This is a genomic window from Lachnoclostridium sp. An169, from assembly GCF_002160525.1.
GTDB lineage: Bacteria > Bacillota > Clostridia > Lachnospirales > Lachnospiraceae > Mediterraneibacter > Mediterraneibacter cottocaccae.
In genome coordinates, this window is sequence record NZ_NFKT01000057.1 from 1 (window position 1) to 13,591 (window position 13,591).

The 13,591-nt window shown below is 40.3% G+C and carries 18 protein-coding genes and 1 pseudogene; 2 read left to right on the forward strand and 17 right to left on the reverse strand.

Going from position 1 to position 13,591, the window contains the following annotated elements:
* Positions 1-88: 88 nt before the first annotated feature.
* On the forward strand, positions 89-1,027 hold the full coding sequence (locus B5F07_RS21570; protein ID WP_087163251.1) for an IS982 family transposase: 939 nt from the start codon (positions 89-91) through the stop codon (positions 1,025-1,027).
* A gap of 93 nt (positions 1,028-1,120) precedes the next feature.
* On the opposite strand, the gene B5F07_RS21575 is transcribed toward B5F07_RS21570, so the two are convergent.
* On the reverse strand, positions 1,121-2,704 hold the full coding sequence (locus B5F07_RS21575) for an AAA-like domain-containing protein (protein WP_087163252.1): 1,584 nt from the start codon (positions 2,702-2,704) through the stop codon (positions 1,121-1,123).
* Between the two features lie 197 nt (positions 2,705-2,901).
* Between B5F07_RS21575 and B5F07_RS21580 the strand changes: the two genes are divergently transcribed.
* Positions 2,902-3,069: a DUF6440 family protein gene (locus B5F07_RS21580; protein ID WP_087163253.1), complete on the forward strand. Its 168-nt coding sequence runs from the start codon at positions 2,902-2,904 to the stop codon at positions 3,067-3,069.
* A gap of 66 nt (positions 3,070-3,135) precedes the next feature.
* Here B5F07_RS21580 and B5F07_RS21585 read toward each other — a convergent pair whose 3' ends face one another.
* From B5F07_RS21585 to B5F07_RS21670, 16 genes and pseudogenes are all read right to left on the reverse strand, one after another.
* Positions 3,136-3,588, reverse strand: a complete 453-nt coding sequence (locus B5F07_RS21585; protein ID WP_242972624.1) for a pyridoxamine 5'-phosphate oxidase family protein — start codon at positions 3,586-3,588, stop codon at positions 3,136-3,138.
* A 242-nt stretch (positions 3,589-3,830) separates the two neighbouring features.
* Positions 3,831-5,549, reverse strand: coding sequence for an AAA family ATPase (locus B5F07_RS21590; protein WP_087163254.1), 1,719 nt, complete (start codon positions 5,547-5,549; stop codon positions 3,831-3,833).
* A gap of 59 nt (positions 5,550-5,608) precedes the next feature.
* Positions 5,609-6,085, reverse strand: coding sequence for a GNAT family N-acetyltransferase (locus B5F07_RS21595; protein WP_087163255.1), 477 nt, complete (start codon positions 6,083-6,085; stop codon positions 5,609-5,611).
* A gap of 12 nt (positions 6,086-6,097) precedes the next feature.
* On the reverse strand, positions 6,098-6,520 hold the full coding sequence (locus B5F07_RS21600; RefSeq protein WP_087163256.1) for a GNAT family N-acetyltransferase: 423 nt from the start codon (positions 6,518-6,520) through the stop codon (positions 6,098-6,100).
* A gap of 26 nt (positions 6,521-6,546) precedes the next feature.
* Positions 6,547-7,242 carry an HAD family hydrolase gene (locus B5F07_RS21605; RefSeq protein ID WP_087163257.1) on the reverse strand — a complete coding sequence of 232 codons (696 nt, stop codon included), beginning with the start codon at positions 7,240-7,242 and terminating at the stop codon, positions 6,547-6,549.
* Between the two features lie 9 nt (positions 7,243-7,251).
* Positions 7,252-8,406 (reverse strand): hypothetical protein, encoded by a 1,155-nt coding sequence (locus tag B5F07_RS23475; RefSeq protein ID WP_330397934.1) that lies wholly within the window; start codon positions 8,404-8,406, stop codon positions 7,252-7,254.
* Between the two features lie 118 nt (positions 8,407-8,524).
* Positions 8,525-8,989: a GNAT family N-acetyltransferase gene (locus B5F07_RS21625; protein WP_087163259.1), complete on the reverse strand. Its 465-nt coding sequence runs from the start codon at positions 8,987-8,989 to the stop codon at positions 8,525-8,527.
* Between the two features lie 212 nt (positions 8,990-9,201).
* Complete coding sequence (locus tag B5F07_RS21630; RefSeq protein ID WP_087163260.1) at positions 9,202-9,903, reverse strand: 4Fe-4S double cluster binding domain-containing protein; 702 nt, start codon at positions 9,901-9,903, stop codon at positions 9,202-9,204.
* 22 nt (positions 9,904-9,925) lie between these two features.
* On the reverse strand, positions 9,926-10,048 hold the full coding sequence (locus B5F07_RS23635) for an ACT domain-containing protein (protein ID WP_204248880.1): 123 nt from the start codon (positions 10,046-10,048) through the stop codon (positions 9,926-9,928).
* A gap of 10 nt (positions 10,049-10,058) precedes the next feature.
* Positions 10,059-10,679: a Type 1 glutamine amidotransferase-like domain-containing protein gene (locus B5F07_RS21640; RefSeq protein ID WP_087163261.1), complete on the reverse strand. Its 621-nt coding sequence runs from the start codon at positions 10,677-10,679 to the stop codon at positions 10,059-10,061.
* A 17-nt stretch (positions 10,680-10,696) separates the two neighbouring features.
* Positions 10,697-11,728 carry a DUF6630 family protein gene (locus B5F07_RS21645; protein ID WP_087163262.1) on the reverse strand — a complete coding sequence of 344 codons (1,032 nt, stop codon included), beginning with the start codon at positions 11,726-11,728 and terminating at the stop codon, positions 10,697-10,699.
* A gap of 36 nt (positions 11,729-11,764) precedes the next feature.
* Positions 11,765-12,082, reverse strand: a complete 318-nt coding sequence (locus B5F07_RS21650) for a DUF3784 domain-containing protein (protein ID WP_087163263.1) — start codon at positions 12,080-12,082, stop codon at positions 11,765-11,767.
* A 129-nt stretch (positions 12,083-12,211) separates the two neighbouring features.
* Entirely contained in the window at positions 12,212-12,490 is a 279-nt protein-coding gene (locus tag B5F07_RS21655; protein ID WP_087163264.1) for a DUF4160 domain-containing protein, read from the reverse strand.
* A complete protein-coding gene (locus B5F07_RS21660) occupies positions 12,474-12,746 on the reverse strand; it encodes a hypothetical protein (protein WP_087163265.1) in 273 nt (90 codons plus the stop codon). Before B5F07_RS21660 ends, B5F07_RS21655 begins: the two co-directional genes overlap by 17 nt.
* Positions 12,747-12,839: 93 nt before the next feature.
* Entirely contained in the window at positions 12,840-13,223 is a 384-nt protein-coding gene (locus B5F07_RS21665) for a pyridoxamine 5'-phosphate oxidase family protein (protein ID WP_442911421.1), read from the reverse strand.
* A 72-nt stretch (positions 13,224-13,295) separates the two neighbouring features.
* Positions 13,296-13,591 (reverse strand): annotated as a pseudogene (locus tag B5F07_RS21670) (hypothetical protein); the annotation flags it as partial.

The following is a 13,591-nucleotide window of genomic DNA, read 5'->3' on the forward strand; positions in this document are numbered from 1 at the left end:
TAACCCGTTGTGCTAGTTAAAATAAGAAACTCCAACAAAATGTGCTATTCTATTTATAGGGAATATAAATAAGAAAGGGGGCATCATTATGTTGAAGTTTCAAAATAATAATACCATCACTATTGCAACTTTTGAAGACTTTATTTTAACTGCATTTGTTATTATTGATGAATTATATTTTCAGTATGTTCCTGATGCTGTAACCAAAAGGAGAAATGTTTTGAATGCAAAACTTTCCGACTCAGAGATTATTACAATCAGCATCTGCGGGGAACTGATCGGCATTGATTCCGAAAATGCATGGTTCTCTTTTGTCAAAAAGAATTACCGTCATCTATTTCCCGGTATTGGCAGCCGAAGTCGTTTTAACAGAACACGGAGAGCTCTCCTCCAGGTAACAGAATTAATTCGTCAAAAAATGTTTTCTGCTTTTGCAATGCCATACAGCCGATATTTTGTTATAGACAGTTTTCCTTTGGCAGTATGCAAGTTTGGAAGAGCCCGTTATTGTCAGTCTTTTCGCAGTGATAGAGCCGATTACGGCAAGTGCCCTTCGAAAAAAGAGACCTATTTTGGCTACAAAGTACATGCCCTGATTACTCTGGAAGGTTTTATCACTTCGTTTGAAATTACTCCTGCTTCTACAGATGACAGGGAAGGGCTCAGGGATCTGGCTGCAAATCATTCGGGAGTTACCATTTTAGGGGATAAGGGTTACATAGGAGAAACCCTTACCCAGGAAATGCATTCCCAGGGGATTTGCCTGATGGCATTAAAGCGCTCCAATAGTAAAAATGACTGGCCAAAAACAGTGCGGCAGTTAATCTTCCGTTTGCGCCGCCGGGTCGAAACAGTATTTTCACAGTTGAGTGAACAGTTAAATGCCGAGAGGGTTCTTGCCAAAAGTTTTCAGGGCCTGTGCACACGACTTACAAATAAAATACTGGGATATAATCTATGTCTGGCTCTGAATTATCTGTTGAATGTGAACTGCGAAATAGGAAAAATCAAGCAGCTTATCTTTTAGCAGATAACTGTCCAACTAAAAGTAGAAGGGGGATTTTCGCCCTTTCGCAACTTACAGATACACCAAAACAAATTAGCACAACAGGTTAATTTATTATACTACTGCCTCAATCAGCACTTTGTCATCAAACCGAATCTCTCTCACTCCTGTTTTCTTTTTCCTGTTAAAATTAAAACTGAGCATATAACCTGTATCTAAATGATAGTAATCCAGATAATTTTTCAGCTGCTTTTCTCCCCGTTCGTTGTAAGCATTTCCTCTCCATATCTTCATTTCAACGATATACTGTTTGCCCAGATAATCAATAATCAGATCTGTCCTTTCCTGATTTCTGGTAACAGCTTCAACATAATAATTTCCAACACCATTTATAATAGGCTTCAGGTAAAGCATAAAATAGCGGCGTCCATCCTCCTCAATAAATTGTTCGTTTCGGTCGCCGTATACCTCGTCGAAGTGTATCACAAATTTTTCAAGCAAAAGCTTCATATCTAATACACCATTTTTGACAAACTGGTTCTTATTCCGCAAGGCAAACTTGTACATATCTCCATTTTGTACCTCGGGCAATGTGAGAAAATAATTGTACAATCTTGTCTCGAAAATTCTGTTGGCAATCTGAACCGTTGATTTTTCTACTTTTACAAATCCAAACATCATCAACATATCTGTTGATGCATCATCCGGATTATACGCGATTGGCTGTCCTTGAAACAAAAGAAGATATACCATATTCTTCAGTTCCGGATAATCATTCAGTTTCCCGATCAGTGATTCAAAAAGCGGATTCTTTTCAGAAAGAAGTATTTTTACCGCTTCTTGGACACCTTCTGAGGTCCATGCTGTTTTTTTGTCCGGAAACATTTCTGTACCTGCAAGCTTTTCGTCTATGAGCTTGCAAAGCCTGGATACCAAAACAGGATAGCCTGATGTATAATCATACAACAGTTCCGAAATATTTCCAACATTCATCCCGGTATGATAATCGTTTTCATACTGTCCGATCATCCCTGCTATATCTTCTTCCGAAAAGCTCATATTTACATCAAAATCTGCCGCGATATTCCAGGGACTGTTCAGTCTGTGTTCTTCCTCAGGGCGAATTTTCCTTTTTATATTCCGCACATCATATACGCCCGCAAGAATAACCGACTGAAAGGTTTTTATCCGGCGTCTTTTCAGATAATATGCCCGGATCTGCGCAAGGAAATCAAGGAACACCTGATTATTCGATGCCGTATCAACTTCATCTATGATCAGAACAACTTTTTGCCTGGACTTCCGGCAGAGTTCGAGCAGTGTTTTAAATAATACTGAAAGCGTTGTGTGAGGTGTACTTTCTGTTGAATAAAATTCCAATTTTTCTTCCACACTGTCCGGAAGGTCTTCAGTACATTCCAGAATCTCTCTTGAAAAAGAAGCGACAAAGTTCTGCTCCACTTCAAAATCCGCATGGCTGATAGTCTGAAAATCCAGACTGATAACTTTATATTCATTTTTCAGATAATTTCCAAGAGCTGTAAGAAGCGTGGTCTTGCCATACTGTCTTGCCCTGTTGATCGTAAAATATTTTTCTTCATCGACCATGGCTTTAATTTTTTCAAGGCGCCCGGAAAGGTCTACCATATAATTCAACTCCGGATCGCAGTATCCGTCCGTATTAAATGTCCTTGTCACGTGTCAACACACTCCTCTGAATAATGATTTCAAAATAAGTTTCTCTGAATTACATGATATCCTGCTTTATGAAAAACATCAATCTTTTTTATCAGCATTTTCGGGAAAACTCGTTATTTCAGGTCTGTCAGAATTATGATAGAATAGAATCATCAGTAGAAACAGGATAATAAAACCAGAAAATTGGAGGATGTACAATGGCAGAGAGATTTAAAAAAACTTACAGTCAGGGAATTATAGATGTAATGGAAATCTGGGTGGATACGGAAACCGGTGTAAACTACTTATTTCACATGAATGCTCAGGCAGCAGGATTTACGCCGCTGCTTGATAAAGACGGAAAGCCTGTCGTAACAGAGCAGTAGGTAAAACGGGGCGGAAAAGTCTTGAAATAGCTCTTCCGCCCCGTTTTATCCGGATCTTATGATGCCTTAATCACTAAGATATGGAGCAATCCTGTATCTTTGATTTTGAACATCAAATTTCTCTATGAAAGGTTCTCCGTCAATATATTTCCAACGTTCAATGAAAACAGGCGTAATCGAAAAGAGTCTTTCATTTTTCAGCCCTGTGTATCTCGCATAGGAATTTGAAAAGCACTTTTGATATGCATCGGAAAAATCTGGGTATTTCAAAGGATGTCCCTGTTCCCGGCAACGTCCTTCAATTTGTATGTTATCCGTACATAACGCGACATATGCATTTCCCTTTAACTGGCTGTATTTCCGGGAAGTTATATCTGTCTGGAAATACAAGATTTTGTCTAATATAATAATGCTCATCATCCGGGAATACACTCTACTGTCAAGCGACGTTGATAAAACCATTTTTCTGCTGCTGCCGAGTTCTTCAAAAAATTTTTCATAGGCATTTTCAAAAGTCAATTCCGCACCTCCTCGCCCGTAAGCAATATTGACACTGCTTACGTACTTCCCCTCTTCATGGCAGACTGTGAAAATTATCTGCGTACTCCTATTTCTTATTTCCTGTCCCGGATATAAGCGATCACAGCAAATAAAATATCTGCTATTGTCCACGTAGACACAAGTCCGGACGAAAGCGCACCGGACATTTCTATGCTTAACGGATTGCTTCCGGGACGTTCTTTTGCAAAGCTTTTGTATTTTTATTCAGAGCTTCCTATCAGGACTGTCTTGCCCTGAAAAGCAAAACCATAACTGCGGATGTGCTCCGGTGCAATTCCACGGGAAACAAGCTCCACTGCATACTGTTTTTCCTCGATCTGGCGGAGGGCTGACTGTACTGTGTCCTCCAGACTGTTTTCGTTTCTGGTATTTAAAATCTTGAATTCTATAATGACTGCATTATTCTTTTCTGGGCATTTCGGCTCCAGAACTACATCGTAACGTCCAAAACCGCTCTCACGGTTTGACCGGATAAAATATCTGTCCTGCAGATCCACCATGAGCCCTAAGACAAACCCGTGATAAAAGCGTTCCGGCTCATCCCTGCCGGCGGTTTTCCCTGTGTCAAAATAGCTGAATGTTTGAAATGCCACACGGTTCATATATTCATTCATAGCTTCAATGTCATCTGCCAGAAGCGCTTTTATGAAGTCATTATAATCTGAATCAGCCTGTGAAAACCAGTCCTGCACCATATTCTGAAACATCAGCTTCACTTCCAGGTTGGTCAATGCAAGCTCATACTCCATTCCGATTTCCGGGCGCAACTTATCAAATTTCTCAAAAGATACCACCTTCAGATAACCGCTTGCCAGAAGAAGGCTCCAGATGGCTCTTTCACTCCCGTTTAATTGGTTATATACAATTTGTTCATCAATCTGTGTACGGATCGTTCTTCCCTGGAGCAGACACTCAAAATTCTCCTTCAGATTCCGGCTTCCTTCTCTGATCAGTTTGCTCACCAGACTGTTGGAACTTGTGTTGGCCCAGTAGGTCATGTATTCTCCCTTATCCAGGAAATTCAGGATCGACCAGGGATTATAGATATCCTTCTGTCTGCCGAAAATGAATCCATCGTACCATTTTCTGACCAGTTCCTTCTCTTCCCCAAGTCCACATTCATCCAGCCCCGCAAAGACTTCCTGTTCTGTAAATCCAAAGGAAGAAGTATATTTGTCCGTGGTTGTCGTTACGACTTCCAGATTATTCAGTTCAGAAAAAACAGACTCCTTGCTTACCCGCGTGATCCCGGTCATGACAGCCCGCTCCAGCCAGGGATTCGTCTTAAACGTAGAATTAAAAAGACTCCTGGTAAATGCCGTCATTTCCTCCCAATATCCGTCTACATAAGCCTCCTGCATGGGAGTGTCATACTCATCCAGTAAAATAATTACCTTTTTCTTATAATGGCGATAAAGAAAATTTGAAAGCTTATGAACAGCGCCAGTGATCTGCACTTCTGATCCATTTCCCATACAAACAGAATTAAAGTAACTTTTATCTGCTTCCTTCATACTCTCGTCGGACAACAGAAAATCATGCTGAATATACAGATCCGCAATGATCTGTGCGATTCGCTCCTTAGTTGAAAGAAAATCCTTCTCCTTCACATTTGCAAATGACAGACTGATAACCGGATACGTCCCCTGGATCTTCCGGTATTCCTCATGCTCCCAGATAGATAGTCCTTCAAAAAGCTCCCCCTGTTCAGCATAATCAACAGAGAAAAAATATTCCAACATATTCATATTCAAAGTTTTTCCGAACCTTCTGGGCCGGGTAATCAGAGTAACACTGTCTCCGCTCTCCCACCACTCCCGGATGAAATCTGTTTTATCAATATAAAAATATCCTTTACGGATCAGATCTCCAAAATCCTGTATTCCTATAGCTACAGTCCTTCCTGCTGTCTTTCCCATAACCAGAAACCTCCGCTCATCAATCTACCTGTTCATTATACCATTCTCTCTTTTTCCTGTCATTGGTCAGTCTGATTATTTTCTTTGTCATTGAAAAGACCTTTTCTTTCAAACTCCATAGGTGTATATCTTATACCATCAGCCAATCGCTCTTCATCTGTATCAATGAAGCCTAATTTATGATAAACCGGTACAGCATACGGAGAAGAATTAACAGTGAATACGTTTTGCTCACTATGGTTTAAAACATACTCCCAAAGGTTTCTGCCGATCCCCTGCCTGTGATATTCTGCTTTTACAAAAAAACAACAGATATGCTTGCGTTTCTCGTTCGTAGCAATTACACCTTTTAATTCATTCTTCTCATAAGCTCCGAAAAGTTCCAATGTCTTTAGAATTTCCTGATTTTCAATAAAATCCTTAAATGACTGAACGCCTTCATCCGAATAGTCAGGAGCTTCAAATTGCAGAAATGTTTCCCATATCAGACGAACAGCTTCGTCAATCTCAAATTGATTTAATTGCCGGATTTCCATGCGTCACACCCTTCACTTTATTTCCTTGCTCATAAACATTTCCATAGGCTGTGCATATCCCGGTATATCGATGATAAGACCGCCACAGTCCTTGTAGCCAAGTTTCCGATAAAAATGCTGCGCAGTCTCATCCGTCTGCGTGGACGTCAGCAACATTCCATAGCCCCGTTCCTTCATGTCCTTTTCCCAATACTCCATCAGCTGTTTCCCATAACCTCTCCCCCGATATTCCTCGCCGATGATAATCAACGTACAAAATGGAGTATTATCCCAAAACAAATTAAATCTCAATAATCCGGCAGGCCTGCCGGAGACCAGAAGAACATAGCCTCTTTTGGTATGTACTTTATTCTCGAATTCACTTTCCGGCAGGTGTTTATCAAGGCTGAACCAAAACTCTCTGTCTGAATCCTTTAAATATCTGATTTCTGTCATTTTCATTCTTCTCACAATATATTTATTTAAAGTATTTTCATAATATCCGCCAGATCAGCAACAATGAAATCTGCTTCATCACACTCCGGTCCGCATCTCTGCCCTCTTGTATAAAGGCAGGTACTCATCCCGTAATTTCTTCCTCCGGCAATATCTGAAGTAACGGAATCTCCAATGATCACCGTCTCTTCCGGCGTGAGATCTTCATATCCGTCTTTTCTTAATCTCTCAAAGCAATAATCAAAAAACGCTTCATCCGGCTTCCTTGCTCCTATCGCGGATGATATGAACGCATATAAAAAATATGAGTCTATGCCTCCGGCTTTTAACCGGTCAATCTGCTGATCATATGGACCGTTGCTCGCCGCACACAAAATATATTTTCCATCAAGGTATCGGATCAGTTCCAGAGCATGCGGCTCAAAAATAACGCTTTTGTAAAGCTCCCTGCAAAAATAATCCTCAAATACCTCGCCGTCAAACGTTATATCCAGTTCCCGGAAAATCATGTTCCAACGAAGCCTGTTCAACTCCTGAAAGGTCAGCTCTTCCCGCTCGATACTCCTCCACAGGCTGTTATTGATCCTGTAAAATACAGAAAACATTTCATTAGAATAAGGCGGAAGACCGTACTTTTCAAATCCGTCCTTCATTGCTTTCTTTGCAAATGCACAAAAATCAAAGATGGTATCATCTATGTCCATAAAAACAACTTTGATCATACCGTTCTCCTATCTCTTTTTAAATACGATGATCTCCGGGTCCGCACCGCTGCATCCGTACTCACATACAAGAAGATAATCACGATCTGCGACAAGCCCGTAACATCTTTCACTGTTCTCTTTTTCGACCTGATACCCGAGATATATTTTATTGTCATCAAGGAATTTTACAGCCTGTCCATTTGGCAGAGTATATGTCAGATTGACATATGCACCGATCAGTTGGCAGAGATCTGTTATCACGGGCATACCGGCAATTCCGAGCTCATTGAACTCTTTTATCGTCTTAGCTTTATATGTAAGAAAACATTCCTCTCCGCCTGTTTTATAGCATTCCGCTGTGATACATTCACTGCCGAATGGACGCCCGCCTGTTTCCGCGCAACCTCCGCACTTATCTTTCCAGGCACATTCTGTACAGTCAGTTCCGCATATTGTTTTCATAATCTGCTGCCTCCTTCCTATGTTCATTTTTTCGTGACACATACGGATTTCGGATTTAAAATACTTTTCCTGAAAATCCACCTGTGCTCTTATTTCCTCAACGGAAAAATTCTGTCCCTCAGGCGCCACCACCCATTTTTCTTCTATATCATCAAAACGATGGATCACAGCGATCACTCTGCCTGTAAATTCATTTACCGGATGATCCACGCCTAAAATGTATGCGTCCTGTTCCTCTCCGTCTGGTGCCATTATTCCTTCCACATATCCATAATTCACTGAATAATACATATCTTTATGTTCCGGGTGGTAACTTCCCAAAGGTCTGTCTACTGTTACTTTCACTATGTCATTCATCATAAATTTCCTCCTGCGCCGGTCCGGAAACCGCACCGCGCCTGCGCAGACGACCGGGATCTCGATCTGTGCCTCAAAGGATGCGTTGATGCCGAGACTCTGGGCGTCTTCTGTCTCCTGACGCAGTTTTTCCCCATCCATGGAATAAACATATGCGTCTGTCTCCGAAAAATCGCAGTCGATGTTCTCTTCACGTATGATCCTTTTATACTCCTCCACTGCACGCTGGTTCGCCTGTACATATTTTTCTGCAGTTTCTTTTCCCTTTTTCTCTATAAATGTATGGCAGAACATTCCATGCTGGGATGTGATCTTTGCAGTGGTATTCTTCGTCTGCCCTCCGCCGCCCCGCTTCCAGCACAACCGTCCATATCCCGGCCTTCTGCAGATGCCATGCCGTCAGTATTCCCGCCATACCGCCGCCTATCACAGCCGTCTGCGTTTTTTACCTATAAGATTTCCCAAAGGAGACAGTTTATACTTACTCTGGCAATTCCATTTCGTTATTCATTTTGACAAACCCATACTTTTCATATAACGGCCGGCCCATATCTGTTGCTTCCAATGAAATTGAGGTGATGCCTTTACTTTTCACTTCTTTGACCAGAAGATCCAGCACGTGATAAGCGATTCCCTTCCTTCTGTACTCAGGATTTGTATACATATTCATAATGTACGCCTTATTTCCGCTCGGATTGCGGTAAGTTGGCATTACCTGAAAAAAACTGACACCCCCGGCACCGACAAAACGGCTTCCATCAAAAACCAGATACGCGATATGAGAACCGTCAGAAAGCGCTTTTTGATAGTAGTTATAAGATTCTTTTTCTACTTTGCTCATGTCAGTATCGTCAGAAAGTTTATTAGCCGCTCTTAATACCTCTATCCGTGTTGCTGTCAGTATATCTAAATCTTCCAGTGTTACTCTTTTGTATGTTAAGTTCATACCGCATTCTCTCCCGAAGTTTTTAATTTTATATTGTATGTATACGCTATTTCCGGTTCGGTTTTCGCTTTACAGCCAGTAATTTCATATAAAGATGGCCCGAGCAATTCTTGAAGGCATGCCGTAAAACATTTGAAACAGCAGATTACTGCCGTTTACTATCAAAAAACGGTTCATGATATATCACTCGCTTTCTTGGCAGAGATTCTTACTCATAAAGCTGTCATACTGCCCTTTATAAAAGAATTTTTGGCTCCTAAATTATATGGACAGATATCCCGGCACTTATGACATATGATTCGCCATGATTGAATTTCTTCGTCATCTCCAAAAGCATAATTCCAACATTTCTGCTGGTCCATTTCCGGGCTTTCCAATGCGTTTATCGGACAGGCATTAACGCACAGATTACAGTTATCACATATATTCTCTTTCAGTTTATCCGGTTCAAGCGCCACATCACATAAAACAGCTCCCAACCAGATCATGCTCCCAAATTCCGGCGTGATGAGGAGCGAATGCCGCCCGATCGTACCTAAGCCGGCTGCCTGCGCCGCATGCTTTAGTGATATAAGCGAACGATATCTGCCTGTATTTTTATCCCATTGGCTTTCATTTGTTGGAATCGGAACACACACGATTTCAGATTTTTCCATTTCAATACAGAAATCAAGAGCTATGGCATCCATTTTAGGCGTAACCGAATTCCGCACCCTTGTATATGGAATCGGAGATTTACAGATAAGTGTTCCAACAGGGAATCTGCATCCGAACGAGACCACAGATTTACACGTCGGCAAAACATCCAGAGGGTGATAGCCTTTAGGGGCATCAGAAAATCGTCCTATATCCGCTATTCCGCACAAATCTGCACCTAATGAATACATAATTTCTTTGACTTTTTTACTGTCCATTTATATCTCTCCAGACTTTAATTCAAATTTCATTCACGCTCTCATATTTTCCTGTACTTTGCAGCTTGTTCAGCGCAGCCATCTCATTTTCCTTTTTTACAAGAATATAGTCTGTGTTGAATGTGGAAACCGCAAAAATTCCTATTTTTCTTCGGCTAACAGTGCTCTATAATTTCCTTTCGGTCTCCCTGAATTAATACAATTTGACCATCAGCCAGATCGATCCGGCTGTTCTCAGGTACTTCCCCGCAAGGACTCCCTTTCTCAGCATGTGGTATCAGTGGATTTTTTAAATAATCCAAACCATCCTCAAAATTTCCGGCAGCGATCATACTGCCGGCGCTGATTCCCAAATACACCAGACCGCTCTCTATTGCTTCTTTCAATGGTTTCGCAAATCCTGTCCTGTTTATTTCGTTTAGTAGTGTTTGGGCATTTCCTCCACAAAATACAATCATGTCATGCTGAGTGAGTTCATCAACGCTCAACAGACGAAACTGCGCAGGTATCTCATTAACATAAGCCGAATATGTTCTGTTATATCCGTCAGAAAGTAAATAGCCCAGATGATATATAAAAATGTTTTCCATGGGAATTCCCATATTCAGAAGGCGTTCAACACATACGATGATTCCTTCCCGCGCGCCGTCATTTCCTAGCGCAGCAGATGGCACTAAAATTGCTTTTGTATTAATCGGTTCTTTTCTGATATGTTCCCAAAACAATTTTGCAGTCTCTTCGTTTAAACCATCCGATGTCAAAAAAAGTGTTCTCATACATTCCATTCTCCGCTTCAAGCTTTCTGCGCAAATGTAACGGTATGTCCGGTTTCCGAAGCCAGTTTTTTCAGAATTTCCATTTCCGCCTTCGTGCAGAAAAATACAGTATAACTGTCGCTGTCCGTGTCAATATTCCCTACTACTATTTCCTTTTCTGAAAGTTCTTCATCAAGCAGTCTGCACCACTCAGGGATTGATCCGCTTTCAGAAAATTCTGTTTTTAATCCGTTTACACTGAGTCCCTGCGATCCTGCACGTTTCGTCTGAAAAAGAAAATGCAAAAAATCCTGGAGTTCGTCCTTCCAGTCCCTCGTACATACATATCCATGTGTTTCAAGGATATCCGTCATCAGCCACCAGTGGTCTGCCGCGGCATCCCGAAGCTCCTCTTCATCCATTCCGTATTCTTCTGAGAGCCGCTCGATATGCCTTGCTGCATAGCCCTGTGGATCATGAAAGCTTTCCTGCATTTCCGACTTTACTTCAAGATCATTATCTGTTATGATTCTGGCAATCTCAAGATAATTTTCGTCCGGTCTGCAGGCAGAATGTTGTGATTTTACTGCTTCATATGTATTCGAATCTTCTTTTGCAATCGACTCTTCTTTTACAACCGGATTTTCTTCTGCAACCGGGTCGTCTTTTCGATAATAAAACCCTTTTGCTTTCAGGGCGTTCAGATTCTCTTTTACCCACGGATTTCCGGCTATCATTTTGTTTATCTTCATAACAATTTTCATTGCCGCGGTCTGGAGTTGGAGTTCATTTTCCAACAGACCGTTTTTCATTCGGAAATCCGTCACATCACTCCAGGGGATGAACAGGTTGTCCGCAATATTCCAGTCCCCGTGAATCGGGAACAAATCGACTCCGTTCTCGTCAAACCCGAATAAAAACGATGTAGCCTGTTCAAATGCCAGAATACTGACAGCCCCAAGCGGAAATACCCATTCTATTTTCTGCTTTGTATGTCCGCACAGAATATTTTTGTTATATGGATAGGCGTATTTTTGCAGTTCATTCTTTACCTTTTCTAAACTCAGCAATTTTCATTTTCCTCCCTCAAATAGAAATTTATCTCATCAAAATATTCCGTGATTATACTTTATCTGAGCATAAATTATCATAACTAAACCTATACAAAAAGTAAGCCCACAAACCCACCAACCGAATAAGGTATCTGTAAAAAAATCAATTATACCTGTCAGTATAATTCCTGTACCAATGATTAAATGTGATTTTCCTATTTGTGCTGTATACGCTTTTATATCGATATCTTTTACTCTCTTATAGTGATAATCATGAATTAACGAAATTTTTTTCTTTTTCCATATCTTCCAACCCAGGCAAAAAAATATACTGCCTACTACTAATAGAAAAGTCAATTCAAACCAGCGCATAAAATCACCTCCACGTATTTGGACTTTTCGTTCAACAAAAAGCAGAACATCATCTGTCCGCTCTCTTCCACTCCTCCCTTACTTGTGATACGGCTCTCTATAACATATCTAAATGAGGTTTAATGAAAATTAACAATAATAACTTATCTCTCCAAAATATGTAAACCATTTCTGAATAATATCACCACTGCGTGCTTCAACCATTCTCATAATATTGCGCAACGTATGTGAAGGTATTCTTGAATTATTATTGCAGAGCAGACAGTTTCCTGCGCTGGTAATCCATACCTTTGTTGCATTTTCGGAAGGCTTTCCTTTTGCGATATGTACGTGGATCGGCTCAATAGGTTTATTCTCATTTGTCCAGAAATAAATCCAGTATTCTCCCATTCTAAAGATTTGAGGCATTCTCAAAGCCCCCTTCCTGAGAAAATTCAATAATAAGATGAGCAGTTGATCTTATTATCTCTTCGAATTGCTTAATCTCTTCTTCCGAAAAATGGTAAATATCTTCCCATGTGTAATCGGGGAGCCAACATGTAGCATGTTTAAATCCATATTTTTCATCCGGTCTTTCGATATACACTTTAACTCTTCCATCATTCTGCATATCAGAATGAACAATCTCTGTTTCATCATTCAATGTCATAAACGGATACATCATATCATAATTCCTCCCTACTTCTTATACGCTACTATTATATCCCATTAAGAATATTTTCAATTAGGATCTGCCATACAAACCGGAAACTGAAAACTAAAACTCATACTTTGTTCCATGTGAAAGTAACAGTCCATCGGTTAATTCTACACATAAAATTATAGTATTCTCATCATCAAAATTATTATGTCCATTGTCGATCCACAAAGAAAATACCTTTTTTAGTTTCTCGGCAATCCGATAATTTTCCTCTTTCCCGAAATATCCCAAATTGATACTCTTTCCATGTGCCGTGAACCATTCACCAGCTATTGCTACAGTAGAGTTGCTTTCCATATGCCTCATTTTATTTGAAAGTGCATATGTAATAATATAAAATGTACCTTTCTCATAATAAGCATTTACATATCGTACAAAAGGCACCTCATTTTCTACTGTTGCCAATGCAATAATGGTATCCTTTCCAAATCGTTCCGCCATTATTTTTTCAGCATCTTCAGTTAATTTTTTCACAAAGTCATCTCCCTTACAAATTGGAATTTGCTTGTATCTTTATTGCTCCTTTTCTTGCTTTTCCAGATACTCAACAACATCTTTGTCCCATCTAAGTTTCTTAACTCCACCAATAAAGAACATCGCAATCCCAATGCAAAGTATAACCGTCCTTCTAATAGAATCTGGAGAAATACAGCACGAAATCACTAATCCTGTACCAGCACCTGTAAAAAAATCAATAATGGATTGCTTATGTTTATAATACTTCCCGTATAATCTTTCCTTATCTATTGTTTTTACCATTTGTTTGTCCTCCTTCAATAATTTATCCAGAGAAATTTCAAACATATCAC